This is a genomic window from Embleya sp. NPDC005971, assembly GCF_040629175.1.
In the GTDB taxonomy this organism is placed as follows: Bacteria; Actinomycetota; Actinomycetes; order Streptomycetales; family Streptomycetaceae; genus Embleya.
The window spans coordinates 21,627-47,723 of record NZ_JBEXUX010000015.1; the positions used below are offsets into that span (position 1 = coordinate 21,627).

Sequence of the window (26,097 nt, forward strand, 5' to 3'; positions counted from 1 at the left end):
CACCGGTTTCGGTCAGCACAGGTCCTTGGTCAGCAACTCGAACTCCAGGTCGTCGCGCAGCGGCCTGCCGAACCGTTCGTTGCCATAGGGGAACGGCGTCGACACGCCGGTTCGGGCGAAGCCGCGCCGCTCGTACCAGGCGATCAACTCCTCGCGCTGGCGGATGACGGTCATCTGCATGCGCTTGCCGTCCCACCGCCGCACCGCGACCCGCTCGGCCTCGGCCAGCAACGACCGGCCCAGGCCGCCGCCTTGCCGGCCCGGTCGGATCGCGAACATCCCGAAGTAGACGACCGAGTCCGCGCGGCGCTCCAACTGACAACAACCGAGCAGCGCGCCCTCGCGCTCGGCGATCCACATCACACTGTCGGCCCCCTCGACCACCGCCGCGACGCCGTCGACGTCGGTGCGTTGCCCCTCCAGGAGGTGCGCCTCGGTGGTCCAGCCCCGCCGACTCTCGTCTCCGCGATAGGCGGACTCGATCAGCTCCACCAGGGCAGGGATGTCGGTTGATCCGGCCTGACGAAAGGAGACCGGGATGAGCCCCTCGGGGGACTCGTGCGTCCGCGTCGTCGCGTCCTGCGGCACCATTGTTGTTTCTCGCCCCTCGTCGATTCGGCGATGTGTTCCATGCCGTCCCCGAGCGTACGGCGCGGGTCCGGCGAGGACCCCTCCGCTTTCGGTCACGCCCGGGCGGTGACAAGGTGTCCGGAGCGTGGCAACCGGATGGCCTCGCCAGGGATCGAGGACCATCGGGCGACAAGACACGGAAAACGGGAGAAGTCGCACATGGTGAGGGCAGGCGTTCGCCGGCTGCTGGACATACGACGGACCAGGCTCTCCCTGGCCCTGGTGGGTCTGTGGCTGCTCGCCGCATGCGTCGCCGTCCGACAGGCCAACGAGGTACTCGACCGACCCCAGGACCGCAGGCTGCCGGAGTTGGACGCCTGGCTCGGCCCCGAGGGTGTCCTGCACCTGCCCGGCTCGCTGTACGACACCGACTCGCGCGGCACCACGTTCAGCGGCACACCGTTCGCCGGCTGGGTGCTGCGTCCGCTCACCAACGCGGCGGAGAACGCGTTGGGCGTCGCGTGGACGATCGTGACGCTGCTGATAGTGGTCGCCATCGGCGTGCTGGTCGCGTACGCCCTGCCGGCGTTTCGCACGCGTCGCGCGCGGCTGCTCGCGGCCCCGCTGATCATCAGCCTCCTGGTGATGTCGCTGCCGGTTCGGGGCAACCTCTCGCTCGGTCAGATGAGCCTGCTCCCGGTGTTGCTCGTGCTGCCCGCGATGCTCAAACCCGCTCCGGGCAAGCTCGCCTCGATCGCCGCGGGTGTCGCCGCGGCGCTGCACCCGGCGATGTTGCTGTTCGCCGTGTACCTGTGGATGACCGGCAAACAGCGTGCCGCCGCGAACGCGACCGCCACCTTCCTGGCCTGCACCGCGCTGGCCTGGATCACCATGCCGCGCGACTCGTTCGCGTACTGGGTGCACCATGTCGCGGGCGCGGGTCTGGGCGGCGACGCCGACGCGTTGTCCAACCAGTCGCTGCACGGCCTGCTGCTGCGGATCGGGCTCTCCGGGCCGCTGGAGATCGCGCTCGTGGTGCTGCTGTCCGCGGCGGTGTTGTGGTTCGGTCTGCCGCGCGCGGTGGCCTACGCCAAGGACGGGCAGGCGCTGCTCGGCGTCGCGCTGGCCGGCTGTGTGATGGTCGCGGTGGCGCCGGTGTCCTGGCAGCACCAGCAGTTGTGGATCCTGCTCGCCGCCGCCGGTCGCCTGGGCGCCCGGCAGACCGACCGCATGGTGTGGCCGGTCGCGGTCTTCATGATCATGACGTTCGACAGCAAGACGCTGATCTGGGGCAAGTTGGCCGCCGTGCGGACGATCGCCGACAACGGGCCGCTGTTGCTCGCGATCGCCTCGGCGTGCGTGGTGCCGTTCATCACCCGGGCCTCGGACAAGTGGAACCCGCAGGCGATGCCGCAGGGAGCCACCGCGCAGAGCCGGTTCTCCTGGATCCCGGCGCTGCCGTTCGGCTGGCGTCCGCTGTCCCGGCCCAACCTGCTGCTCGAACTGCTGATGATCCGGGTCGGCTACCAGGTCTACTCGTTCATCCGGGCCTCGGTGCCCGATCAGCGCCGGGTCGCCGAGACGCACGGGCAGCAGATCATCGACCTGGAGAAGTTCCTGCACATCGACGTCGAGCACGCTCTGAACCACTTCGTGGCGAAGATCGGCTGGCTCGAGAACGGCATGAACTTCTTCTACGAGACGTTCCACTTCGTCGTGCCGCTGACCATCCTGGCGATCCTGTACATCCGCAAGCCCGCCGCGTACCGCTCGGCCCGCACCGTACTGAGCGTGGCCACGATCACCGGCCTGGTCGGCTTCTGGCTCTACCCGCTCGCGCCGCCGCGACTGATGCCCGGCTACGACTACATCGACACCGTGCACGGCGTGCAGGACCTGAACAATCCGAACTTCGGCGCGCTCACCAAGATCTCCAACCAGTACGCGGCGATGCCCTCGCTGCACGTGGGCTGGTCGTTGTGGTGCGGCCTGATGATCCTGGCCATCGCCCCCAAGGGCTGGCGCTGGCTGGGTCTGCTCTATCCGCTGTCCACCACGCTGGTGGTGATGGGCACCGCGAACCACTGGATCATGGACGCGGTCGGCGGCGCCGCCGTGGTCGGCCTCGGCTTCGCGGTCCAGTACCTGCTCACCGGGCGCTCGGCCTTCTCGGTGGAGCCGCCCGCGGTGCCGATCGCGGCCGGGGTCGGGGCCGGGTCCGCCGACGGGACCAACCCGGCGGTGCCGGCCCAGGTCGGCGAGTCGGTGGTGGTCACCCGTTCGCCGGAGTCAAAGCGGGACGATTCCGATCCACGCGACGATCCCGACAAACAGCCGGTCAGTCACAAATAGTGACGGCACGCCTTGGCATTACCAATACTTTGCCAACTATGCCCGCAACTCGAAGGTGCTTCGAGCGGTAGTCACTGTGGTCGGTGCCGGAGGGGCCCGACCTTCAGCAACACCACGAGGAGCACCATGACGCACATCTCGCGCCGCGTAGCCCAGGCCGCACTGCTGATCGCCGCGGGCGCCGCGCCGATCATCGGCGCGTCGGCCGCGCACGCGGCGGACCTGCCCACGGGTGGCCTCGGCGCACTGACCCAGCCGGACGTCGGCGGCCTCGCCGACAAGCTCCCCGCGGCGTCCGAGAGTGCCGGCGACGCGGCGGGTGGAACGGCCTCGAAGACCCTCCCCGCGGCCACCAAGACCGCAGGTCAGACGGCCGGCACCACCGCCGTCAACGCGAACAGGACGCTCGGCGAGACCGCCGCCGCAGCCGCCCCCGCCGCCGGTCAGACGGTCGGCCAGACGGCCCCCGCCGCCGGTCAACTCACCGGTGGCGGGCTGCCTGCGGCGCCGTCCCTGCCCAGCACGTCCGCCCTCGGCGGTCTCCCGCTGGGCGGCTGACCGATCGGGTTGGAATCCCGGTGAAACCGGCGGGGCCGGTGCGGCGTGTCCATTGATGCCGCACCGGCCCCGCCGTATGTCCGAACCGTGCGTCTCCACCATTGGGAGTAGCAAACGATCGGGTATCCCTCCGTGGGATGACGTACAAAGGGCCATCGTGCGCATCCAAATTTCTTGGTGCATGTCTACGCTGTTGTGCGAGCGTTACGAAGAGTCGCAATCCTGGACATAAGACACAGGAGACCCTTCCACCACCCCACAATCGAGGAGCACGGTGTCTGCCACGACGCGGGCCGCCGCGAACGGCCACAACAAGAACGGCACCGGCACCCCGGCCGCCGAGCGCGTGCGCGGGATCTCGGCGGGGGTGTTGATCTGGTACCTGCGGATCGTGGCGGCGCTCGACTTCGTGTCCGCGATCTCGGTCCCGCTGCGTGACCGGGTTCGCCACCACGACACCGGCGAGTACTACACCCCGTTCCTGGTCACGTCCGGTTTCACGTCGGCGGCGCTCGCCGCGTTCCTCGCCATCATGCTCGGCCGACGCAAGCGGGCCGCCTGGGCGTTCACGGCGATCCTGCTGGTCCCGTCCACCGGCGTCTACATCTGGGCGCTGTGGTTCGACGACCTGCGCCAACACCCGTTCAACTGGTCCTCGACGATCATCACCCTGCTGATCTGCGTCGCGCTGCTGCTGAGCTTCGCCGAGTTCGGCGCCAAGGGCGACCGGGGCAACGTGCTCAAGGCCGGCCTGGTGCTGGCGTGCGGCGCGGTGGTCGGTGTGGTCCTGGGTTCGACCCTGGTCAACGCCACCGACGAGATCTCCACGTCGAGCATGGGCGACCGGATCCTGTACGCGGTGCTGCGCATCTTCACCCTCGCGCCGGACAGCGATCTGGGTTCGGTGTCGGTGCCGCGCTGGGTCGACATCCTGATCAACGTGGCCGGCGTGGTGCTGTTCCTGCTGGTGCTTTACGTGCTCTTCCGCGCGCCCAAGGGCCGCGAGTTGCTCACTCCCGACGACGAGGTACTGCTGCGCGAGCTGCTCGACAAGCAGGGCGAGCGCGACTCGCTGGGCTACTTCGCACTGCGTCGGGACAAGGCGGTCATGTGGTCGCCGAGCGGCAAGGCGGCGGTCGCCTACCGGGTCGTGGGCGGCGTCTCGCTCGCGTCCGGCGACCCGATCGGCGACCCCGAGGCGTGGCCCGGCGCGATCGACCGCTGGCTGGCCGAAGCCGAGGACCGCGCCTGGGTGCCGGCCGTGATGGGCGCCAGTGAGGAGGCCGGCACGATCTTCGCCCGGCACGGCCTGGACGCGCTGGAGCTGGGTGACGAAGCGATCGTCGAGGTGGCCGAGTTCAGCCTGGAGGGCCGCGCGATGCGTGGGGTCCGGCAGGCGTACAACCGGGTCAAGCGGGCCGGGTACACCACCCGGGTGCGTCGGCACGAGGACATTCCCGAGGGCGAGATGCGCGAGCTGCTCGACCTCGCCGACCACTGGCGGGACGGCCAGACCGAGCGCGGCTTCTCGATGGCGCTGGGCCGGTTGGGCGACCCCGACGACGGCCGCTGCCTGATGGTCGAGTGCATGGACGACGAGGGTCGGCTGCGCGCGGTGCTCAGCTTCGTGCCCTGGGGCTGCAAGGGCGTCTCGCTGGACCTGATGCGCCGCGACCGGGACTCGGACAACGGTCTGATCGAGTTCATGGTGCTGGACGTGATAGAGGGTGCGAAGGCGTACGCGGCGGCGAACGCCAAGCCCGCCAAGGGCAAGGGCAAGGGCCGACCGGCGCCGGAGGCCGAGGCCGTCCCCGAGCCGTCCTCGCCGATCGACATCGAGCGCATCTCGCTCAACTTCGCGATGTTCCGCTCGGTCTTCGAGCGCGGCAACAAGCTCGGCGCGGGCCCGGTGTTGCGACTGTGGCGCACCGTCCTGGTGTTCTTCTCGCGCTGGTGGCAGATCGAGTCGCTGTACCGGGCCAACGAGAAGTACCGGCCGATCTGGGAGCCGCGCTACATCTGCTTCCGCAAGGCCAGCGAGCTGCCCCGGATCGGCATCGCGGCGGCCCGGGCCGAGGGCTTCCTGACCACGCCGACGCTGCCCCAGCTCTTCGGCGCCCGGCACGAGCAGCGGGTCGCGGCGATGGCCAAGCGCAAGGCCGAGGAGACGACTCCGCCGCTCACCGGGTGGACCGCCGAGGAGCGCGAGCCGGCCGAGCACAAGCAGCCCTGATCGGCGATCCGATCGGTTCGACCACGCCGAAGGGCGGCGCTCCCATCCGGGGGCGCCGCCCTTCGGCGTTCGAGTCCGCGCTGTCGCGGAAGCGGCTCAGACCAGCCGGCGGATCTCGCCGCGCACACGGTAGAAGCCGCCGCGTTCGGCCGGGTGTACCGCGTCCACCACGTAGCGCGCGCCGGCGACCCGCACGTTCTTCGGGAACTGCACGTTCCAGCCGCTCTCGTAGCCCGCGGTGACCACGTGCACCCGCAGTCGGCCGCCGCCCTGGTCGACGCACTCGACCACGACGCCGGTGCCCGCGTCGGTGGTGGTGGCCACCTCGGTGGTCGGCACCACGGCCTCGATCGTGGCCGCCTTGACGTCGCGCACCTGCGGCACGGTGCCGGCCTGGGCCGCCTCGATGGCGGCCTCGCTCACGTCGATGCAGGCCAGCGAGCCGTCCGTGGTGACGATGTACAGCCGCTCGTCGCGGTACTGCATCGAGTAGGCCGAGCCGCACGTGGTGCCCAGCTTCCACAACCGGCGGCCGTCCTCGGCGAAGCAGTACACCGTCGAGGAACTGTCGCCGGCGAACACGTACTTGCCGTTCTCGGCGGTCGCGCAGGAGAACACCGAGGAGTCGCAGTCGTAGGTGGTGCGGATCGTGCCGTCCGACTTGGCGATCCGGTGCACCTTGTTGCCGGAGGTGCCGGCGTAGACGTCGTCGCGCTCCTGCCAGCCGAAGAGCACGCTGCCCTTGGTCTTCTGGCGCCACAGTTCCTTGCCGTCGTCGGCGGCGAACGCCTGCACACCGGCGCTGTGTCCGTGGTAGATCGCCTTCTCGTCGCAGCGCACCATCCACGCGCCGGTGCCGTTGGTCGCCGCGGCCCACAACGACTCGTCCTCGTGGTCGATGGTGGTGCAGCCGCCGTTGGAGTCGGACACGCCCAACACGCCGTCGTGGATGTCGAGCCAGTAGATGTCGATGTTGTCGGTGATCTCGTAGGCCACGCGCGGGGCCTTGCCGCCGACGTCGTACACGTTGCCGTTGTCGCACCCGGCGTAGATCCACGAGTCGTCCGCGACGATGCACTTGACGCCGTTGGGCAGTTGGTAGCGACCCGTCACCACACCGCTGTGGTCGAGGAACCACACGTCGCCGCGCTGGTTGCCGACCAGCACCCGCTCGGCGTCCACAAAAATGCCGAACGCCGAGGAGCCGGTGCGGTAGCGCCACAACACGGGCGCCGAGTTGCGGGCCGTGGTCGGGCGGGACACGATCTCGCGGCGGGTGATCGAGCGCGGCTGGCGCACCCCCTGGACGGCCGCCTCGTAGCCCTTGCGCAGCTTCGCGGCGACCTTCTTCTTCGCGTCCGCCTGGGCCTTCTCCGGGCTCGGGTGGGTGGCCGTGCTGGTCTGGCCCTTGGCGCCGATCCGGCCGTACGTGACCGTGACGTCGACGCCGTCGACGACGACCTCGTAGTACTTGTGCGCGCCGTCGCCTTCTTCGGACAGCTCAAGGTAGGTACGGGTCTCGGCCATGACGACTCCTCGGCTCCGCTGCTGTGTTGCTGCTGTTGTTGTTGCCGTGCTCGGGATGTGTGACTGCTGGTCGTACCGTGCTGCCGCCGCGGGCGGCTGCGGCCCGCGGTGGTGGACCTCGCGGTGGTGGACATCCGCCGCGAGACTCGTGGCGGGGCGCGGGAGGTGTGCCGTACGCGGGTGCCGTTCAAGGGGACTGATGCGCCGTCATCCCCCGTGGCGATGGTCAAGACCCTACTCACGCGAGCCGACAGCCACCGGGCCGGCGCGGTGCGGTTTCGCTCACTCGGACGGCGCAACCCGGGATCGAGCGGTTCGTTGTCGGGCAAAGCGTTGCGGAATCGAACCGTCCCCTACTCCGAGCGGAGGAGCGAGCCGGGTGCGGCCCCTCCCCCGGGACGACGTTTCAGCCTCGGAGGCCGGGTTAATCTCCACTCATCCCGATCACCGGTCGCCGGTCCGACCTCAGCACGGTCGGCCGAAGGCCCCGCTTGCCCGAGGAGTCCATGTGGCCGGGCACTTCTTCACGTCTTTGGCTCCCGCGGCGTTCGGCGCCAGACCCGCCGGCGAGCGGTTGGCCCGCATCCACAAATCCCCGCACTTCCGGGACGGTGCATTCCAAAATCCCGTGCCGACCCGTCGTGGCAGCCCCGGCGCGGTCGGCAAGATGTTGCGCGCGCAAAAGGCCGCGGCCGGGCTGCGTCGGCCGGCCCGCGCGATTCCGCTGGTCACCGCGTCCGCGTTGGACTTCGCCCGGGCGCCGCTGACCGGGCTGCGCGCCTGCTGGCTCGGGCACGCGACGGTGCTGGTGGAGATGGACGGCGTACGGGTGTTGTTCGATCCGGTCTGGAGCACGCGCTGTTCGCCGTCGGCGGCGTTCGGCCCGGCCCGGATGCACCCGGTGCCGGTGCGCTTCGCCGACCTGCCCGATCCGGATGTCGTGGTCGTCTCGCACGACCACTACGACCACCTCGACATGGCCACCATCCGGGCCCTGGGCAGGCGGGACGCGAAGTTCGTGGTGCCGCTGGGCATCGGCGCGCATCTGGAGCGCTGGGGCATCGCCGCGGATCGCATCACCGAGTTGGACTGGCACGAGGCGGGCGAGGTCGCCGGGTTGACCTTCACCGCGACGCCGGCCCGGCACTACTGCAACCGCGGCGCCCGGGTGCTCGGCACCGTGCTGTGGGCGTCCTGGGTGGTCGCCGGGCCCGAGCACCGGGTGTTCCACAGCGGGGACAGCGGCTGGTTCCCGGGCTTCGCGGAGATCGGGCGCGAGCACGGGCCGTTCGATCTGACCATGATTCAGGCCGGGGCGTACGCGGAGGCGTGGCCGGAGGTGCACCTGCACCCGGAGGGCGCGGTGCAGGCACACGCGGAGCTGGGCGGCGGGCTGATGTTGCCGATCCACTGGGGCACCTTCGACCTGGCGCCGCACGCGTGGGAGGAGCCGGCCGAGCGGTCGGTGGCGGCGGCCCGGGCGCTGGGCACCGACCTGGTGATCCCGCGGCCGGGTGCGCTGTTCGAGCCGGCGCTGGTGGACGGCGCGACGGTGGAGCCCTGGTGGCGCGACGTGGCCGCGGAGCCGACCCGATGGGCGGGCGCCGCGGGCACGGAGCGGGCGGCGGCGATCACGGCGGTGCCGGCGGCCTGAGCGGGGGCGGTGTGTGGCCGGCGTCGGGTCGGGAGCCGTCCCAGAGGTCGGCACGGACGCCGCGCGGGAGGACCATGACCGGGGTGCGGGCGTTGCGGACGATCTTGTGCGAGGCGTCGCCGACGAAGACCCGCTTGACCGGGCCGACCGTACCGGACGCGCAGATCAGCAGGTCGTCCGCCCAGGTGACCGCGTCCAGCGCGGTGCGCACGTCGGCGCCCTCGGCGGTCTCGCCGTCGGCCGGCACCGGAATCTCGGTCATCGCCGCCGCGAGGTCCTGCCGGGCCTGCTCGCGTGCGGCGCGCAACACCTGCTGTTCGGCGGCCTGGTGCTGCCTGCCGGAGTACAGCCGCACCGGGCGCAGCACCAACGTGAGCAAGCGCACATCCGCGCGCAGCCGACGGGCGAACTCCACGCCACAGGTGAGCACTCCGCTCGGGTGTGTCTCGCGCTGGTAGGCGATCGTGCAGCGGGCGATGCCGGGCGGCGGATGGTCGGCGAAGCCGCGTGGGGCCAACACGACCGGCACCGGCGAGCCGTGCAGGAGCTGATCGGCGGTACTGCCGACGGCGACCCGCGCGCTGCGGCCGCCCGGGGCCGGGCCGATCACCACGAGTACGGCGCGGTGTCGTTCGGCGATCCGGGCCAGCCCACGACCGCTGCCGCGGTTGTCCTCGATCGCCCGCTCCACCGGCAACTCCGGCGCCCAATCCCGGAGTCGGGCCTGGGCGCCGTCCAGCAACCGGTCGGTCTCCTCGCGCAGGAACGCGCGCCACTCGGCGTCCACCGCGCCGACCCCGGCACCGGGCGACGCGGGCGGACGCACGTGCGCGAGTACGACTTTCGCGCCCAGTTGCCGGGCCAGCAGCATGCCCAGCACCAGCGCGTCCCGGGCCCGCGGTTCCGGTTGGCAGCCCACCACGATTCGCATCCGCGCGTCGTCCCCGCTCATCGGCCCACCTCGACGCCGTCGGCGCCCTCGGCCCGCCAACGCGAGTGGCGGTAGCCGTACAGGAAGTAGATCGCCACGCCGGCCGCCATCCAGACCAGGAAGACCTGCCACGTGGTCCCGGACAGCCGGGCCATCAGGTAGATGCAGAATCCGACGCCCAGCAGCGGGGTGATCGGGAAGAACGGGGAGGTGAAGCCGCGCGGCAGGTCCGGTCGGGTCCGACGGAGCACGATCACCCCGATGTTGACCAGCATGAACGCGAACAGGGTGCCGATGCTGGTGGCTTCGGTGAGTCGGCCGAGCGGGACCAGTGCGGCGAGCAGGGCCACCCACGCGCCGGTGATCAGCGTGTTCGCCACCGGGCTCTGGGTGCGCCGGTTCACCTTGGCGAAGATCGGCGGGATCAGGCCGTCCCGGGACATCGCGAACAGGATCCGGGTCTGTCCGTAGAGCACGGTCAGCACGACACTGGCGATCGCGATGATCGCGCCGCCGGACAGGATCGTGGAGGCCCAGGAGCCGCCGGTGACGTCGGTGACGATCTTCGCCAGGGTCGCCTCGCTGCCCTCGAACTCCTGCCACGGCATGGCGCCGAGCGCGGCGAGGGCCACCGCGACGTAGACGACCGTGACGATCCCGAGCGAGATCAGGATGGCCAACGGCAGGTCCCGGCGCGGGTTCTTGGCCTCCTCGCCGGCCGTGGAGGCGGCGTCGAAGCCGATGTAGGAGAAGAACACCTGGGACGCGCCGGCGCTGATCCCGGCCACGCCGAGCGGTGCGAACGGCGACAGGTTGTCGTGCTCGAACGCGGTGAACGCGATGGCGCAGAAGAACGCCAGGGTGATCAGCTTGATGAAGACCATGATCGTGTTGGCCACGGCACTCTCCGAGACGCCGCGCACCAGCAGGATCACCGCGAGCAGTACGACGATCACGGCCGGGATGTTGAACGTGCCGCCGTCGCCCGGAGGTTGGCTGATCGCGTCGGGCAGGCTCACCCCGAACGCGGAGTCGAGCAGCTCGTTGACGTACTGCCCCCAGCCGACCGCGACGGCGGAGATCGACACGCCGTACTCCAGCAGCAGACACCACCCGCACACCCACGCCACGCCTTCGCCGAGCGTGGCGTAGGCGTAGGAGTAGGACGAGCCGGACACCGGGATGGTCCCGGCCAGTTCGGCGTAGGACAGGGCCGAGAACAGCGCGGTGACCGCCGCGAGCACGAACGAGATCACCACGGCCGGGCCGGCCTTGGGCACCGCCTCGCCCAGGATCACGAAGATGCCGGTGCCCAGGGTCGCGCCGACGCTGAAGAAGGTCAGTTCGAGCAGCCCCATGGTGCGCCGCAGTGGCGGGCCTTCACCGGCGCCCTCGTCCGCGCCGTCGGAACTCTCCTCGAGGATGGCGCCCACGGGTTTCGTCCGCAGCACTCCCCGAAGCGACCGGGGTACGGCGTGGCTGGCGGGCAATCCGGCCTCCCTGGAGAACAGGTCCTGAGGAGGGACGGGTGCCCCGATGGCGGGCTGTCGAACGGGCCTTCAGCCATTCGGCCGGGCCTGGGCGCGGGCGCCGGGCGCGGTGGCCACATCCGGTGCGCCCGGGCGATCCGCGAGCGGGCCGTGCACCGCCGCGTGGAGTGCGCCGGGCCGGGTCCGGGTCGGCGCGCCGTTCGGCCGACCCTCGGCGAGTCGAACATCCAGCGCCCGCCCGTGATCCGCCGTCGGGTCGAAACGCGAAACAGGTCGGATGCCCTTTCGGGTATCCGACCTGTGTTGGAGCCACAATCCGTGTGCGCTCGGCAGGATTCGAACCTGCAACCTTCTGATCCGTAGTCAGATGCTCTATCCGTTGAGCTACGAGCGCTTGGTCGCTTGGACCGAGGTCAACAATACATGGTCCCCGGCCGGGGGTGAAATCCGTTGTTCGAGGGTGGCCGAAAGTCGGGCAAGCGGTGATCAAGCGCCTTTTACGTGTGGGTGTTCGGTGCCGGAACGGGCGGTCGTGGGGCGGCGTTCGAGGGACCGTGTCGATCGGCGGGCGGCCTCGGCGGGGTGACGGGCGGCGAACGGGCGGAACGGGCCGGCGAACGGGTCCGCCGGCCCGGGTGCTCCGAGCGGGCGCGACCCGAGGGTCGGCGACGCGCGCGAGGATGGGCTCGGCGCGTTCGCTGTGAGCTGAAAGCGCCTTTTCGGACATGTCGGCTCGTGGGGGAATCGCCGGACGCATGTTCGGGGTGCGACGGTCGCTCGGCGGCGGCCGGCCGCGGGTCGACCGAGCGGTCGTGGCCGGCGGACGAGAGGTCGGGGACGCGGCTTCGGAAAAGAGCCGCATACCGGACATCACGTCCGGTGTCGTGACCCGGGGTCGTCGTGCGCTCACCGAAACGGCATCGTGACGGGCACGAAACAGCCCGCCTGGTGGGACCAGACGGGCTGTTCGGGAAGCGGAGGCTCCGGGATTTGAACCCGGGATGGGGATGAACCCAAACCGCATTAGCAGTGCGGCGCCATAGACCGGACTAGGCGAAGCCTCCATCGGTGTTTGCCGACGAGGAACAGATTACTAGGCTCGTCAACGTGACTGCAAAAACAATGGGATAGTCGGTCGTGACATGCCCCGGCGGCGACGGGCAAGATGGCCGTCGCGCAGTCCGAGGACCGGAGGAGGTACGCGCTTCGTGAGCAGCAGGCCATCCCGAGGCGCTGCTCGCCTCGCCGCCATACTCGACGCCCTGCCGGATGCTCTCCTGCTGGTGAATCGCAACGGCACCGTCGTCAACGCGAACGCCATGGCACTGGAGGTTCTGGAGGCGCCGGGCACACCCGTGGTCGGGCGCGGTCTCCTGGACCTGTTGCCCTCGTTCGACCATCGACGCATCCCGGGTTCGGTTCGACCCGACGACTCGCGCGACACCCGGACCAAGCCGACCCGGATGTCCGCGCACCGTACCGACGGCGGCGTCTTCCCGGTCGAGGTGACCAGCGCGAACCTGCCCGCCGGATACGACGACGAGTTGCTGATGATCGTCGTGCGCGACCTGACCGGCAAGGTCGACGTCGAGGCCGAACTGGCCCGCCAGCAGCGGCAGACCGAGATGATCCTGCGCGCGGCCTGCGAGGGCATCGTCGGCATCGACGCCGAGGGCAACATCGTGCTCGCCAACCCGGCCGCCGCCCGGATCCTGCGCCATCGCGCGAGCGACCTCGGCGGCAAGAGCGTGCACGAACTGCTCATGCACGCCCGCGCCGACGGCACGCCGCTGCCCGCACAGGAGTGCCCGCCGCTGGTGACCCTGGGCAACGGCCGCCGACAGCGGCTGCGCGACCAGGTGTTGTGGCGCGGCGACGAGGGCTACGTGACGGTGGACATGATCACCGCGCCGATCCTGCTCGGCGGCACCGTGGTCGGCGCCGTGATGACCTTCAGCGACACCGGACGGGAAAAGCTGCTCGCCGAACGGCGCTCCCAGCTCGCCGAGTTGGTCGACGCGGAGATACTGGGCCGACTCGCCGCGGTGCGTGGTCGGCTGAAGAAGGTGGCCGACGGCGCGGTCGGCGAGGTCGGCCACGGGGCCCGACGGATGGTGCGTCAGGTCGCGGGCGAGTTGGAGAGCCTGGAGGAGCTCGCGGGCGAAGTGCTCGCGCACCAGGCGGCCGGCGGTACGGACAAGGTCGAGCCGAAGGACGACGCCGACGCGGCGACCGAGCCGGAGCGGGTGCCGACCACGGTGGACGATCTGGTCGATCGGGCCATGGAGACCGTGACCTACCTCGCCCGCGGCGCGGGGGTGGAGTTCGCGGTCAACGCGTCGCCGGTCGGGGTGCGGGTGGACGTGGACGCGATGACCCGGGCCCTGGGGCATCTGCTCGCGGACGTCGTCGCCGCCGGTCCGGAAGGATCCACCGTCGTGGTCGCGGCGGCCCAGCGCGGCAACGTCGCGCGCATCGAGGTGCGCGGCCCGGAGAGTCGGGGCAGCGCCGTTCGGGTCCCGCTCGCCCGCGCGGTGGTCGAGGCGCACGGCGGCACCGTCGAGTCGCACACCATGGCCGGTCGGGGCAGCACGTACGTGGTCGAGTTGCCCGCCGACGCCGAGGCCGCCGAACAGGCCGAGAGTTCCGGCGAGCACCGCGCGGCAAAGGGCCGCCGGGCCCGCCAGACGGGCCGACCGGACCCGGCCGCCGACAAGGGCGGCAAGACCGGCAAGGACGCCGGGAACACGAAGGACGCCAAGGCCGAGGACGCGAAATCCGACGCCGACGACGCCGAGGACGCCACGACGTCGACCGACGAGGCCCAGGACACGCCGGCCGAGACGAGCGAGCCGAAGGCGGACGACGCGGCCGCGACCGAGACCGCCGAGAACGAGCCGGAGAGCGAGAACGCCCCCGACCCGAAGGCACGTTCGGGCGCCGCCCGCACGAAGGACGTCGCCCCACGCCCCACGCCCGGCAGCGGAGTCGAACTCGCCGTGCGCGGACGCGGCGCACAACCGCCGCGCGCCCGCCTGGAGCCGGTCGGTTCCGCCACGCCGCCGGTGCCCGCGCCGCCGCCGCCCGGTTCGGTGGCCGCCGCGCCGCAGGGGCCGTTCGCGTTGCCGCCCGGCACGGTCGCGCCGGTGCCGCTGGTGCCCGCGGGTTCGGGTGCGTCCGAGGGGCAACACGAGCGACCGGACGCCGACGCGTACGACGAGGCCGAGGAGGCCGCCCGCAACAACAGCGGCGCGTTCGAGGCGGTCTATCCGCCGCGCTCGCGTCGCGGTCGGCCCTCGCGCGACGCACACGACGCCGGCGAGTCCGCGGCCGGACCCTCCGGTTCGCACCGCGGCGTCGCCCACCACGGCGGTGCCGAGGTCGAGCGGGTCGAGCCGACGCCGCTGCCGCAACGGCCCGCCGCCCCACCCGCTCCCCAGGCACCCGCGGCCGGTGGGCGGCTCAACGGCACGCACGCCCCACAGGGCGCCCAGGCGCGTCGCCGGTTGTCCACGCCACCGGCGCCGATCCCGGCGCAGGGCCGCACGTCGGACGGTTCGGGGCGCAGCACCAGCGTGCAGGATCGGCCGGGCCGGCCCGCCGCCGCCGACATGCCCACCGAGTTGTTGCCGCCGATCCCGGCCGCGCCGGATCAGCCGATTCCGGTCCAGGGCCGGCGGTCCGGCTTCCCGGGCGGGCCGCCCGGTGACGTCGAGGCGATGTCCGGGGCCGACCTGCCGACCATGGTCACGCCCGCGCCGGACGGCCAACCGCGCCGGCTGCTGGTCTGGCCCGAGCCGGACACCGCGACGGCGGGCGCGCTGACCGCGCGCGGCTGGAGTCCGTTGCTGGTGCGTTCGCGCGAGGAGGTCGACGCGAGCGTCCCGGTGCAGCCGGCCGCGCTGTTCGTGGATCCGCTGACCGGCCCGATCACCCGGACCGCGCTCCAGTCGCTGCGCACCGCCGCGACCGCCGCGCAGATCCCGGTGCTGGTCACGGCCGGCCTGATGCAGGCCACCCGGGACGCGGCGTTCGGCGCCGACCCGGCCGTGCTGTTGCGCTCGCTCGCCCCGGCGGACAGCGCCGGGCACGCCTCGCGCGTACTGCTCGTGGAGGGCAATCCGGACATCGCGTCCGCGTTCACCGCGTCCCTGGAGCGGCGTGGCATGGACGTGGTGCACGCGGCCTCGGAGAGCGAGGCGGTCTCCAAGGCGTCCAGCGTCGAGCCCAACCTCGTGGTGCTGGACCTGATGTTGGTGCGCCGGCGCCGGATGGGCGTGGTCGACTGGCTGCGCAACAACGCGCGCCTGCACTCGACCCCGATCGTCGTCTACACCACGCTGGACCTGGTCGAACACGACCTGCATCGGCTCCAGACCGGCGAGACCGTGTTGTTCCTGGCCGAGCGATCGACCCGCGAGGACGTCCAGCAGCGCATCGTCGACCTGCTCGGCAAGATCGCTTCACCCTCGTAGCCGTCGGGTGACCCGCGCTCCACCCGCGCGTCACCCGAACGGGCGGACCACCCGGGCGCGCCCCGGAGGCCGCCCACCCGACGTCCCGGTCATCCGCACCGACGCCGGGGACCGCTCCGGCAGCGGGGAATCGCACACGTACGCACCCGGACCGCCGGCACCCGGGGCCCGCACGGCACCCGCCGTATCCGCACCGAACCGCACCGCCTCACCATGCCGCCGGCCCCTGGGCGTGCAGCCGACGGCTCATCTCGCCGACGGCCAGCGCCAGTTCGGTGGCCAGATCCATCGCCTGGGGGTGGTCGTGGTGTTCGCGCATCCACCAACACATGACCTGCACGATAGGCCCGGCGGACTCCGGATGTCCGATGATCGCGGTGCGTGCGCACAACGGACGCGGGGGCCCGTCCCGATCGAGTCGGAACCAGTAGCCGTCCCGGAAGCCGAGCACGGGATGGCCGAGCGCGTCCGGTAACACGACGTCGTACGGTCGGTGCGGTTCGGGTCGCACCTCCAACGGGTACATGGGGCGCCCTCCAAGCGGGAGTCGAGGGCTCGCCGGTCCCCCTCCGGAAGCATGGAAAAGCGGGAATTACCGAACGCTCGCGGCGTTATGCCGAAAACGATGTGTCATCCGGATCAACCGGGACACCGTCGCATTCTTCCGCTCGTCCGGCCCGATCGGCCGATCGCCGCGCCTGGTTCACCCGTACGGGCGCACGGCGGATCGTCGCCGGCGCGTGCGTCGGCGCTCGACACGGGCCCGATTCCGAGAGCCCCGGGGGCTGACAACCACCCGATCGGCGAGAAAGAATCCCTTCACCTCGACCGGTCCCCGTCCGGCGAATGCAGGGAGGCCACACAGTGCTGAGCACGATGCAGGACGTGCCCTTGACGATCGCTCGCATCATGCGCCACGGCACCACGGTGCACGGTGGTTCGGAGGTGGTGACCTGGACCGGTGGTACGCCCCGGCGGGCCACCTACGCCGAGGTCGGGCGCCGGTCCGCGCAACTGGCCCACGCCCTGCGCGAGCTCGGCATCACCGGCGACGAGCGGGTCGCCACGTTCTTGTGGAACAACCAGGAGCACCTGGAGTGCTACCTCGCGATCCCGTCGATGGGTGCGGTGCTGCACACGCTCAACCTGCGCCTGCCGCCGGAGCAGTTGATCTACATCGCCAACCACGCCGAGGATCGGGTCCTGGTGCTGGACGGCTCGCTCGCCGCGCCGGCCGCCCCGCTGCTGACCCACCTCGCGACGGTGGAACACGTCGTGGTCACCGGCGCCGACACCGATCTGGCCCCGCTCGCGGACTGCGGCAAGCAGGTGCACCGCTACGACGACCTGCTCGCCGGCCGGCCGACCGAGTTCGACTGGGCCGAGGACATCGACGAGCGGCAGGGCGCCGCCATGTGTTACACGTCCGGGACCACCGGAAACCCGAAGGGGGTCGTGTACAGCCACCGGTCGACCTACCTGCACAGCATGCAGGTGTGTGCGATGGAGGGCTTCGGCCTGGGCTCGGCGGACCTGTTGTTGCCGGTCGTGCCGATGTTCCACGTCAACGCGTGGGGATTGCCGTACGCGGCGATGTTGTGCGGCGCGTCCATCCTGATGCCCGACCGGTTCCTCCAGGCGGAGCCGCTGGCCACGATGATCGCTGCGGAGAAGCCGACCTTCGCCGCCGCGGTGCCGACCATCTGGACCGGGCTGCTGGACCACCTGGACGTGCACAAGACCGACGTGTCCTCGCTCAAGGAGGTCGTGGTGGGCGGCTCGGCCTGCCCGCCCGGCCTGATGCACGCGTTCGAGGAGCGGCACGGGGTGCGGATCATCCACGCGTGGGGGATGACCGAGACCTCGCCGCTGGGTTCGGTGGCCCGCCCGCCGGCGGGGCTCACCGGCGACGAGGCGTTCCCGTACCGGATCTCGCAGGGTCGGCTGCCCGCCTCGGTGCAGGCCCGGCTGGTCGGCCCGGACGGCGTGGACGTCCCGCTCGACGGCGAGGCGGTCGGCGAACTGCTGGTGCGCGGGCCGTGGATCGCGGGCGCGTACATCGGCGACGAGGGTTCGGTGGACGCCAGTGGCGGCGGCCGGTTCAAGGACGGCTGGTTGTGTACCGGCGACGTCGGCACCATCACCGCCGACGGCTTCCTGCGGCTGACCGACCGGGCCAAGGACGTGATCAAGTCGGGCGGCGAGTGGATCTCGTCGGTCGAGTTGGAGAACACCCTGATGGGTCACGACGACGTGGTCGAGGCGGCCGTGGTGGGCGTGCCCGACGACAAGTGGGGCGAGCGCCCGTTGGCCACCGTCGTGCTGCGCGAGGGCGCCACGACCACGGTCGAGCAGCTTCGCGACTATCTCGCGGGCCGGGTGGCGCGCTGGCAGGTGCCCGAGCGGTGGAGCCTGATCACCGCCGTGCCCAAGACCAGCGTGGGCAAGTTCGACAAGAAGGTGATCCGGCGTCAGTACGCGGAGGGCGCGCTGGAGGTCAGCGAGCTCGACCGGGGCTGAGCCCGGGTACGGACCTCGCCGGTCGGACCGTTTCGGGTCCGGCCGGCGCGGGGCCGTGCCGGTCCGTCCCGGAGCGGTCACAACACCCCGACCGGTCCGTCGACCGCGTTGCGGTCGATGACCACGCGCTTGCCGCCGTGTGTCTCCGAGACGTTGCCGGTGTACTGGTGCACCCGCCGGCCGCGCCAGTATCCGTCGGGCAGCGCGCCGTCGCCGGTGGTGCCGGCGTGCCCGTCCCAGCGGGCGTACCAGACCGCGTCCGGGATCGGGCGTTTGTCGACCGCCTCGATCAGGTCGGCGATGCCGGAGCTGAGACTGCTGTAGTAGCCGGCGACGTAGCCGCGTTCGCGGACCCGGTCGGACCACGCGGACACGAAGTCCAGCACCGCGGTTCGGCAGCCAGCGTCGGTGTTGTCGTACGCCTCCATGTCGAACCAGATCGCGCTGCCCGGCCGGAAGCCGAGGGTGGCACTGCGGTCCACCGCGTCGTTCGCCTCGGCGACCCCCTGTCGGGCCGCGCGCGCCGGGTCGATCCGGCCGGTCTTGCCGGACTGCGTGCACGGTGCCTGGAGGCCCACCTGGATGGGCAGGAAGTCCCAGCCCTGGGCGTGGACGGCCTTGACCCAGTCGAAGGTCAGCCGGCTGCTCTTGCAGGCCCGGTTGTCGCCCGCGACGTAGATCCCGACCACCCGGTACGGCGATTCCCGCCAGGCGCGCATGGTCTCCACGGTGGGGGTCTCGCACGTGTCGAAGCCCGGCGCGGTCACCCTCCGGGAACGTTCCGGTCGGGCGCCGGCGGCTTCGGCGAGCCCGGCCGGCAACAGGCCGAGCACGGCGGTGAGCAATACGGTCGAGGCGATCCGACGAGTGGTCAGCGGGCGCACGAGAGCTCCTCGCGTGGTGGGAATCGGGCGTCCCACCACGCTGCGCACCACGTACGGCCGTACCGGTGGACCGCACGGGTGACGCGCCGACGCGTCACCCGTGCGGCCCAAACCCTCGGGGGTGTTCGCCCTGTTCGCCCCCGTCGGCACCGCTCCCGCTACTCGACGCCCAGCACCAGCCCCGACGTCGGCACCCCGGTGCCGGCGGTCACCAACACGTTGTGCACGTTCTCGACCTGGTTGACCGAGCTGCCGCGGATCTGCCGCACGCCCTCGGCGATGCCGTTCATGCCGTGCAGGTACGCCTCGCCCAACTGGCCGCCGTGCGTGTTCGTGGGCAGCTTGCCGCCCAGTTCCAGGCCGCCGTTCGCGACGAACGCCGGCGCCTCGCCGCGCCCGCAGAAGCCGAACTCCTCCAACTGCATCAGCACGAACGGGGTGAAGTGGTCGTAGAGCACCGCGGTCTGGATGTCGTCGGGAGTCAGCCCCGACGTCTGCCAGAGCTGCTTGGCCACCACGCCCATCTCGGCCAGTCCGGTCATCTCGTCCCGGTAGAAGCTGGTCATCTGGTCCTGCAGGCGACCCGCGCCCTGCGCCGCCGCGTTGATGATCGCGGGCTTCTGCTTCAGGTCCTTGGCCCGTTCGGCGCTGACCACCACGATCGCCTGGGCACCGTCGGTCTCCTGGCAGCAGTCGAGCAGCCGCATCGGCTCGACGATCCAGCGCGAGTTCTGGTGGTCCTCCAGCGTGATCGGCTTGCCGTGGAAGTACGCCTTCGGGTTGTTCGCCGCGTGCTTGCGGTCGGCGACCGCGACGTGGCCGAACGCCTCGGTGGTCGCGCCGTACACGTGCAGGTAGCGCTGCGCGAACATGGCCACCCACGAGGCCGGGGTGAGCAGCCCGTGCGGCATGTTCCAGCCCAGGCCCACACCCTCGACGGTGGGGTCGCGCTGGAGCACGCCGGAGCCGAATCGACGGCCGGAGCGCTCGTTGAACGCGCGGTAGCAGACCACCACGTCGGCGACCCCGCTGGAGACGGCCATCGCGGCCTGCGCGACGGTGGCGCAGGCCGCGCCGCCGCCGTAGTGGATCCGACTGAAGAAGGTCAGGTCGCCGATCCCGGCCGCGGCGGCGACCGCGATCTCGGGGTTGGTGTCCATCGTGAAGCTGACCAGGCCGTCCACCTCGGACGGTGCGATCCCGGCGTCGTCCAGGGCCGCGCCCACCGCCTCGACGGCCAGGCGCAGTTCGCTGCGACCGGACTCCTTGGAGAACTCGGTCGCGCCGATGCCGGCGATGGCGGTCCTGCCGCGCAGGTTGTCGGCGTGCTTGAGGCTCACGCTTCGGCTCCTTCCGGCAGCTTCACCGTGACCGTGCCGGTGACGTGATTGCCGAGCTTGTTGGCTCCGACGACGGCGATCTCCACGAGGGGGGTGCCGTCCTCGGCGGTGGTCTTCGCGGTCACCGTGCCGGTGAGGGTCATGGTGTCGCCGGGGTAGTTCGGGGCGCCGAGCCGGATCGCGACCTTGCGCAGCTCGGTCTCGGGGCCCGCCCAGCCGGTGATGTAGCGGCTGACCAGACCGTTGCTGGTCAGGATGTTCATGAAGATGTCCGGCGAGCCCTTGTCCGCGGCAAGCTGCGGATCGTGGTGCACGTCCTGGAAGTCGCGGGTCGCCAGCGCGGTCGACACGATCAGCGTGCGGGTCAGCGGGATGGCCAGCGGCGGCAGTTCGTCGCCGACGGACACCTCCGCGTGGGTCCGGCTCACGAGGTCCTCGGTGGTCATCGGCTGCCTCCCTGGGCGGGCGCGTGGGCGAGCAGCTTGCCGAGCGCGGCGAGCTGTTGGATGCCGCTGCCCAGGGTCACGTCGATCTGACGGCCCCACAGGAAGTGGCGGTGGATCGGGTGGTCGATGTCGGAACCGGTGCCGCCGTGCAGGTGCTGGCACGCGTGCACCACGCGCTTGCCCGCCTCGGAGGCGAACCAGCGGGCGACCAGTGCCTGTTCGGTGGCCGCTTCGCCCCGGTCCATCCGCCACGCGGCCTCCAGCGTGGTGACCCGGATGGCCTCGGTGTCCATGTACGCCTCGGCGGCGCGCAACATCACGCCCTGCTTGGTGGACAGCGGCTTGCCGAACTGCTCGCGGGCGTTCACGTGTTCGACCGTGCGGGCCAGCCCGCGCGCGCACACGCCCACCTGCTGCGCGGCCAGCGCGACGCGCGCCCGGTCGACGATCCACCCGGCGATCTCCGGGCCGGCCTCGGCGGTGCCGACCAGTCGGGCGGGCGCGTCGGTCAGCCGCAGGTTGCCCGACGCCCACGGCGCGGTGGTCGGCGCGGCCTCGATCGCCACGCCGTCCGCGTCCACGTCCACGGTGAACACGGCGAGCGCGCCGTCGAGGGAGGCGGTGACCAGGACGCGGTGGGCGACGGTGAGCCAGGCCACCGCGCGCTTGTCGCCGTCCAGACGATGGCCGGTGCCGTCCCGCCGGGCGGTCACCTTCGGTACGGCGGGCAGTCCCGCGCCGACCTCGGCGAGCGCACCGGCCACGATCCGCGAACCGTCCAGGAGGGCGGGCAGGTCGGCCTCGATCAGCTCGTCCGAACCGAAACGCAACAGCGGCAGCAGCCCGTACACGACCGTGTCGAGCAGCGGGATCTGCGCGGTGAACCGGCCCTGCTGCTCCAGCAGCAGCGCCAGGCCCACCAGGCCCAGCTCGCCGCCGCCGTGCCGCTCCTCGATCAACGCGCCGACCAGACCGGCCTCGGCGACCTTGCCCCACAGCTCGGCGTCCAGGTCCGCGTCGGACTGGGCGAGCTTCTTCAGCCGCTCGTCGGTGGACTGGTCGGCGAAGATGCGCTCGGCCAGCGAGGACAGCTCCCGCTGGTCCTCGGTGAGGTTGAAGTCCATCAGTTCTCCCCAACCGCTCGGAACGCGGGCACCGTCAGCTCGGCGTCGTGGGTGACGAATTCCAGCTCCACCGGCATCCCGATGCGGACCTCGTCGTGTGGGACGCCGAGCACGTTGCCGAGCATCCGCACACCCTCCTCCAGCTCGATCAGGCCGACCGCGTACGGCATGTCGAACGCCGGGAACTTCGGGTAGTGCATGGTGACGTGCGAGTAGACGACGCCCTTGCCGGCCGACTCGACGGTCTCCCATTCCAGCGACGCGCACTTGTTGCAGCCGGGCGCGAACGGGAAGCGGGGCGTCGCGCAGTCCACGCACTTCTGGAACAGCAGCTTCCCGTCGGCCACACCGTCCCAGAACGCCTGGTTGTCCTTGTTGACCACCTTGCGCGGGCGCAGCGGCCGCTCGACCGGCGGCGCGGCCGCGGCCTTCTTCTTGTGCGGGGTGTAGCGCAGGATCCGGAAGCGGTGCGTGCCGACCAACTCGCGGCCGGCCTCGCCCTCGACGTAGATGTTGGTCAGCGTGGTGATGAAGTGGCCGGTGCCCAGGCCGGTGGTCTTCTGCTCGGACACGGTCTCGATGAGCTGGTCGTACTGCACCACCTCGCCCAGCCGCAGCGGGCGCACGTACTCCTGCTCGCAGTTGGTGGCCACCACCGAGCCGAAGCCGTTGTCGGTGAAGTGCTTGTACAACTCGCCGGTCGCCGAGTTCGCCGGGGCGCCGCCCTCCAGGCCGCGCATGATCCACACCTGGAGCATGGCCGCGGGCGCGACGATCTCGCCGAAGTGGGTCCGGGCGGCGGCCTCGGGGTCGGTGTACACCGGGTTGGTGTCGCCCATGGCCTCGGCCCAGTGCCGGATCATCGGCCCGTTGACCGGGTCGAGCGCGAGCACGCCGGAGACGTCGTGCACGCCCTCGTACTTCTTGACGACCGCGAGGAAGGCGGCCTTGTCCTGGCTGATGGGGTCGGTCATGTCGTCCTTCACCGCTTCACTCGGGTCATGCCAAGGCGAACCATGGCGACGATCTCCCGCTGGACCTCGCTGACGCCGCCGCCGAAGGTGTTGATCTGCGCGCGGCGGTTCATCGCCTCCAGGAGGCCGTCGCTGAACGCGCCGGGCGACTTCGGTCGCAACGTCGCGTCCGGGCCGACGATCTCCATCAGGTTGCGATACACCTCGATGGCACCTTCGGTGCCGAAGAACTTCACGCCCGACGCGTCACCCGCGTTGAGCGTGTTGTTGCCCACGTCGTGCACGAGCCGCCAACTGAACATCCGGACGGCGGACAGGCGTGCGTAGGTCTCGGCGAACTTGAGCTGGACCCACGGCTGGTCGACCACCTTGACGCCCGGCTCGATCTCGGTCTCGCGGGCCCACTCCAGCACCTCGGCGAAGAAGTCCTCGGCCTGCATGCCCAGCGCGGCGAGGGCGACCCGCTCGTGGTTGAGCTGGTTGGTGAGCAGCTTCCAGCCCGAGTTCTCCTCGAACACCAGGTTGTCGTAGGGCACCCGGATGTTGTCGTAGTACGTGGCCGTCGTGGTCATCCCGCCGACGGTGACGATCGGGGTCCAGGAGAAGCCCGGGTCGGTGGTCGGCACCAGGATCATCGTGATGCCCTTGTGCTTGGGCGCGTCCACGTCGGTCCGGCAGGCGAGCCAGATCCAGTCGGCGCCCTGGGCGGTCGAGGTGAAGATCTTCTGGCCGTTGATCACCCACTCGTCGCCCTCGCGCACCGCGCGGGTGCGCAGCGACGCCAGGTCGGTGCCGGCCGAGGGCTCGCTGTAGCCGATCGCGAAGATGATCTCGCCCGCGAGGATCCTCGGCAGGTAGTAGCTCTTCTGCGCCTCGGTACCGAACTTCATCAGGGTCGGGCCGACGGTGTTCAGGGTGACCATGGAGACCGGCGCGCCGGCGCGGTACGCCTCGTCGAAGAAGATGAACTGCATCTCCGGGCCCTTGCCCTGGCCGCCGTATTCGGTCGGCCACCCGATGCCGAGCCAGCCGTCGGAGCCCAGTTGCCGGCGCACCCGCCGCGTGGTGGGGCCGCCGGCCTCGCCCTCGCGGTCGAGTTCCGCCCGGACGTCGGGGGTGATCAGGCGGGTGAAATAGTCCCGCAGCTCTGCCCGTAGAGCGTCCTGCGCTGGGGTCGGGGCGAGATGCACGTCGCTGCTCCTTCACGTGCGTGGATCGCGTGGTCGCGACGCGGGTCGACGCCCGCCGGGCACGGAAGGGTCGCGGTCGGGTCTGCCCCGCGCTGCACATCGATATGGACCGGGAAACGCGTGTCACCCGGCAACATCGAATCTCTCCGACTCGGGATCGCTTGTCAATATCAAGCATTTTTTGGGAGCCGGCTCACGCCCGGTTCACGCCCTCTCCGGCGCCTCCCGCGGGCCGGCGAAAACGGGTGGTCCGGGCCGGGCCGCACCGACACACTGCGGGCATGGAGACACCGAACCGACAGATCCGCGCCGCGTACACCGACGACACCATCACGGTGTATCAGGCGTACAAGCCGCAGATCGCCGATGCGGCCGTCCGCGATCAGCGGTTTCCGGACACCTGGAGTCGGGAGCGGATGACCTGGGTCAAGCCCAGCTTCACCTGGATGATGTACCGGTGCGGGTGGGCGACCAAGCCTCGGCAGGAGCGGGTCTTGGCGTTGGAGATCAGCCGCGAGGGGTTCGAGGCGGCGCTGGCCGGGGCGTGTCTGAGCCACTACGAGCAGCCGACCCACCCGGACCGGGACGCCTGGGGGCGGCGGTTGCACGCGACCACCGTGCGGATCCAGTGGGACCCCGAACGCGACCTGTCGCTGCGGCCGTTGGCGCATCGCTCGTTGCAGCTCGGGCTGGCCGGGTGGGCGACGCGGGCCTACGCCGAAGAGTGGACCCGCCGGATCACCGACGTGACCGCGCTCGCGCATCGGGTGCACGACCTGGTCCGCGCCGGTGATCCGGCCGCCGCCGAGGCGGTGCCGGTCGAACGCGTCTATCCGCTGCCGGACCCGCTGGTCCCGGTGATCGGCGCCACCGCGTCGTCGCACGGCACCTGAGCGCCGATCGGCTCAGTGCACGGTCAGCCCGCCGTCGATGCTGACGATCTGGCCGGTCATGAAGCTGCCCGCATCCGACGCGAGCAACAGCGCCAGGCCGGTCATCTCCTCCGGCGCGGCGATCCGGTTCAGCGGCGCGGCACCCTTCATCCGGGCCATCATCTCGGGGCCGGTCTTGCGGACCATGTCGGTCTCCACCGCGCCCGGGGCCATCGCGTTGACCCGGATGCCGTGCTCGGCGAGTTCGCCCGCCATCGTGCGGGTGAAGGCGACCAGGCCGGCCTTGCCCGCCGCGTACAGGCCCTTGCCCTCGGCGCGGGTGAACACCGCGGCGCTGACCACGTTGAGCACCGATGCGCGCCCGGAGGCGATCAGGTGCGGCAGCGCGTACTGGACCAGGAACACCGGTCCGCGCAGGTTCACCGCGAACGACTTCTCCCACGCCTGTGGAGTGATCTCGCCCACAGGTTGGGCGAGTTCGTTGGCCGCGTTGTTCACCACGATGTCGATGCCGCCGAAGTGGGCGACGGTCGCCTCGACCAGGGCGGCCAGGGCGTCGAGTTCGCCGCAGTGGGTGGGCACCGCGAGTGCCCGGCCGCCGGCATCGGTGATCTCCTTCGCCGCCGCTTCGCATGCGTCCGCCTTGCGGCTCGCGATCACCACCGAGGCGCCCGCCGACGCGTACGCGTGCGCGATCGCCCGGCCGATTCCCCGGCTGCCGCCGGTGACGATCGCCACTCGACCGCTCAGGTCGAACATCGCGTTCGCGTCTCGTACTGCGCCTGCGTCGCTCATTTCGTTGCCACCTCGTCGTCTGGAACACGGTGCGCCGCATCGGGCGAAACCGCCGATCCGTCGCCGCATGGGCCGGTCGGCCGGTGCGACACGTGTAGAGATTTGTATTGCACAGTCAATTACTTCGGTGCAAGGTGTCGG

19 protein-coding genes and 2 tRNA genes are annotated in these 26,097 nt (G+C 71.1%); 7 read left to right on the forward strand and 14 right to left on the reverse strand.

Annotated features, from left to right (window positions below; all coding sequences use genetic code 11):
- Positions 1-12 precede the first annotated feature (12 nt).
- Entirely contained in the window at positions 13-591 is a 579-nt protein-coding gene (locus ABZ374_RS15670) for a GNAT family N-acetyltransferase (RefSeq protein ID WP_360311108.1), read from the reverse strand.
- Positions 592-789: 198 nt separating this feature from the next.
- On the opposite strand from ABZ374_RS15670, the gene ABZ374_RS15675 reads away from it, so the two are divergent.
- The 3 genes from ABZ374_RS15675 (at position 790) to ABZ374_RS15685 (ending at position 5,713) form a co-directional block, all read left to right on the forward strand.
- Positions 790-2,922, forward strand: coding sequence for a bifunctional glycosyltransferase 87/phosphatase PAP2 family protein (locus ABZ374_RS15675; RefSeq protein WP_360311110.1), 2,133 nt, complete (start codon positions 790-792; stop codon positions 2,920-2,922).
- A 126-nt stretch (positions 2,923-3,048) separates the two neighbouring features.
- Positions 3,049-3,480: an ATP-binding protein gene (locus ABZ374_RS15680; protein WP_360311112.1), complete on the forward strand. Its 432-nt coding sequence runs from the start codon at positions 3,049-3,051 to the stop codon at positions 3,478-3,480.
- Positions 3,481-3,754: 274 nt separating this feature from the next.
- Positions 3,755-5,713 carry a phosphatidylglycerol lysyltransferase domain-containing protein gene (locus ABZ374_RS15685; RefSeq protein WP_360311114.1) on the forward strand — a complete coding sequence of 653 codons (1,959 nt, stop codon included), beginning with the start codon at positions 3,755-3,757 and terminating at the stop codon, positions 5,711-5,713.
- Between the two features lie 96 nt (positions 5,714-5,809).
- On the opposite strand, the gene ABZ374_RS15690 is transcribed toward ABZ374_RS15685, so the two are convergent.
- Positions 5,810-7,240 (reverse strand): WGR domain-containing protein, encoded by a 1,431-nt coding sequence (locus tag ABZ374_RS15690; RefSeq protein WP_360311116.1) that lies wholly within the window; start codon positions 7,238-7,240, stop codon positions 5,810-5,812.
- Between the two features lie 628 nt (positions 7,241-7,868).
- On the opposite strand from ABZ374_RS15690, the gene ABZ374_RS15695 reads away from it, so the two are divergent.
- Positions 7,869-8,894, forward strand: coding sequence for an MBL fold metallo-hydrolase (locus ABZ374_RS15695; protein WP_360311118.1), 1,026 nt, complete (start codon positions 7,869-7,871; stop codon positions 8,892-8,894).
- On the opposite strand, the gene ABZ374_RS15700 is transcribed toward ABZ374_RS15695, so the two are convergent.
- The 4 genes from ABZ374_RS15700 to ABZ374_RS15715 all read right to left on the reverse strand — a co-directional run bounded on the left by ABZ374_RS15700 (position 8,872) and on the right by ABZ374_RS15715 (position 12,379).
- A complete protein-coding gene (locus ABZ374_RS15700; protein ID WP_360311120.1) occupies positions 8,872-9,846 on the reverse strand; it encodes a universal stress protein in 975 nt (324 codons plus the stop codon). The two genes, ABZ374_RS15695 and ABZ374_RS15700, sit on opposite strands and share 23 nt — an antisense overlap.
- Complete coding sequence (locus ABZ374_RS15705) at positions 9,843-11,276, reverse strand: amino acid permease (protein WP_360311122.1); 1,434 nt, start codon at positions 11,274-11,276, stop codon at positions 9,843-9,845. The genes ABZ374_RS15700 and ABZ374_RS15705 overlap by 4 nt, the downstream gene beginning before the upstream one ends.
- A 360-nt stretch (positions 11,277-11,636) precedes the next feature.
- Positions 11,637-11,709 (reverse strand) — tRNA-Arg (locus ABZ374_RS15710).
- A gap of 581 nt (positions 11,710-12,290) precedes the next feature.
- A tRNA-Ser gene (locus ABZ374_RS15715) sits at positions 12,291-12,379 on the reverse strand.
- 144 nt (positions 12,380-12,523) lie between these two features.
- Here ABZ374_RS15715 and ABZ374_RS15720 point away from each other — a divergent pair.
- Positions 12,524-15,790: a PAS domain-containing protein gene (locus tag ABZ374_RS15720; protein WP_360311124.1), complete on the forward strand. Its 3,267-nt coding sequence runs from the start codon at positions 12,524-12,526 to the stop codon at positions 15,788-15,790.
- Between the two features lie 208 nt (positions 15,791-15,998).
- On the opposite strand, the gene ABZ374_RS15725 is transcribed toward ABZ374_RS15720, so the two are convergent.
- A complete protein-coding gene (locus tag ABZ374_RS15725) occupies positions 15,999-16,316 on the reverse strand; it encodes a hypothetical protein (RefSeq protein ID WP_360311126.1) in 318 nt (105 codons plus the stop codon).
- 338 nt (positions 16,317-16,654) lie between these two features.
- Here ABZ374_RS15725 and ABZ374_RS15730 point away from each other — a divergent pair, with 338 nt between their 5' ends.
- Positions 16,655-18,310 carry a long-chain fatty acid--CoA ligase gene (locus ABZ374_RS15730; protein WP_360311128.1) on the forward strand — a complete coding sequence of 552 codons (1,656 nt, stop codon included), beginning with the start codon at positions 16,655-16,657 and terminating at the stop codon, positions 18,308-18,310.
- A 77-nt stretch (positions 18,311-18,387) separates the two neighbouring features.
- Here ABZ374_RS15730 and ABZ374_RS15735 read toward each other — a convergent pair whose 3' ends face one another.
- The 6 genes from ABZ374_RS15735 to ABZ374_RS15760 form a co-directional block, all read right to left on the reverse strand.
- On the reverse strand, positions 18,388-19,194 hold the full coding sequence (locus tag ABZ374_RS15735) for a DUF1906 domain-containing protein (protein WP_360311130.1): 807 nt from the start codon (positions 19,192-19,194) through the stop codon (positions 18,388-18,390).
- Between the two features lie 158 nt (positions 19,195-19,352).
- Positions 19,353-20,534, reverse strand: a complete 1,182-nt coding sequence (locus ABZ374_RS15740) for a lipid-transfer protein (protein ID WP_360311132.1) — start codon at positions 20,532-20,534, stop codon at positions 19,353-19,355.
- Positions 20,531-20,980, reverse strand: coding sequence for a MaoC family dehydratase (locus tag ABZ374_RS15745; RefSeq protein WP_360311133.1), 450 nt, complete (start codon positions 20,978-20,980; stop codon positions 20,531-20,533). Before ABZ374_RS15745 ends, ABZ374_RS15740 begins: the two co-directional genes overlap by 4 nt.
- Positions 20,977-22,104, reverse strand: coding sequence for an acyl-CoA dehydrogenase family protein (locus tag ABZ374_RS15750; RefSeq protein WP_360311135.1), 1,128 nt, complete (start codon positions 22,102-22,104; stop codon positions 20,977-20,979). The genes ABZ374_RS15745 and ABZ374_RS15750 overlap by 4 nt, the downstream gene beginning before the upstream one ends.
- Positions 22,104-23,078 carry a bifunctional MaoC family dehydratase N-terminal/OB-fold nucleic acid binding domain-containing protein gene (locus ABZ374_RS15755; protein ID WP_360311137.1) on the reverse strand — a complete coding sequence of 325 codons (975 nt, stop codon included), beginning with the start codon at positions 23,076-23,078 and terminating at the stop codon, positions 22,104-22,106. The genes ABZ374_RS15750 and ABZ374_RS15755 overlap by 1 nt, the downstream gene beginning before the upstream one ends.
- 8 nt (positions 23,079-23,086) lie before the next feature.
- Entirely contained in the window at positions 23,087-24,268 is a 1,182-nt protein-coding gene (locus ABZ374_RS15760) for an acyl-CoA dehydrogenase family protein (protein WP_360311139.1), read from the reverse strand.
- 281 nt (positions 24,269-24,549) lie between these two features.
- Here ABZ374_RS15760 and ABZ374_RS15765 point away from each other — a divergent pair, with 281 nt between their 5' ends.
- The gene (locus tag ABZ374_RS15765) at positions 24,550-25,161 is read left to right on the forward strand and encodes a DUF4291 domain-containing protein (protein WP_360311141.1); all 612 of its coding nucleotides are present in this window, start codon (positions 24,550-24,552) and stop codon (positions 25,159-25,161) included.
- A gap of 12 nt (positions 25,162-25,173) precedes the next feature.
- Here ABZ374_RS15765 and ABZ374_RS15770 read toward each other — a convergent pair whose 3' ends face one another.
- Positions 25,174-25,956 carry a glucose 1-dehydrogenase gene (locus ABZ374_RS15770; RefSeq protein WP_360311143.1) on the reverse strand — a complete coding sequence of 261 codons (783 nt, stop codon included), beginning with the start codon at positions 25,954-25,956 and terminating at the stop codon, positions 25,174-25,176.
- Between the last annotated feature and the right edge of the window lie 141 nt (positions 25,957-26,097).

Coding starts and splice junctions, on each gene's coding strand:
- ABZ374_RS15670 (WP_360311108.1), bottom strand. CDS start 591: ATGGTGCCGCAGGACGCGACGACGCGGACGCACGAGTCCCCCGAGGGG.
- ABZ374_RS15675 (WP_360311110.1), top strand. CDS start 790: ATGGTGAGGGCAGGCGTTCGCCGGCTGCTGGACATACGACGGACCAGG.
- ABZ374_RS15680 (WP_360311112.1), top strand. CDS start 3,049: ATGACGCACATCTCGCGCCGCGTAGCCCAGGCCGCACTGCTGATCGCC.
- ABZ374_RS15690 (WP_360311116.1), bottom strand. CDS start 7,240: ATGGCCGAGACCCGTACCTACCTTGAGCTGTCCGAAGAAGGCGACGGC.
- ABZ374_RS15700 (WP_360311120.1), bottom strand. CDS start 9,846: ATGAGCGGGGACGACGCGCGGATGCGAATCGTGGTGGGCTGCCAACCG.
- ABZ374_RS15725 (WP_360311126.1), bottom strand. CDS start 16,316: ATGTACCCGTTGGAGGTGCGACCCGAACCGCACCGACCGTACGACGTC.
- ABZ374_RS15745 (WP_360311133.1), bottom strand. CDS start 20,980: ATGACCACCGAGGACCTCGTGAGCCGGACCCACGCGGAGGTGTCCGTC.
- ABZ374_RS15750 (WP_360311135.1), bottom strand. CDS start 22,104: ATGGACTTCAACCTCACCGAGGACCAGCGGGAGCTGTCCTCGCTGGCC.
- ABZ374_RS15755 (WP_360311137.1), bottom strand. CDS start 23,078: ATGACCGACCCCATCAGCCAGGACAAGGCCGCCTTCCTCGCGGTCGTC.
- ABZ374_RS15765 (WP_360311141.1), top strand. CDS start 24,550: ATGGAGACACCGAACCGACAGATCCGCGCCGCGTACACCGACGACACC.
- ABZ374_RS15770 (WP_360311143.1), bottom strand. CDS start 25,956: ATGAGCGACGCAGGCGCAGTACGAGACGCGAACGCGATGTTCGACCTG.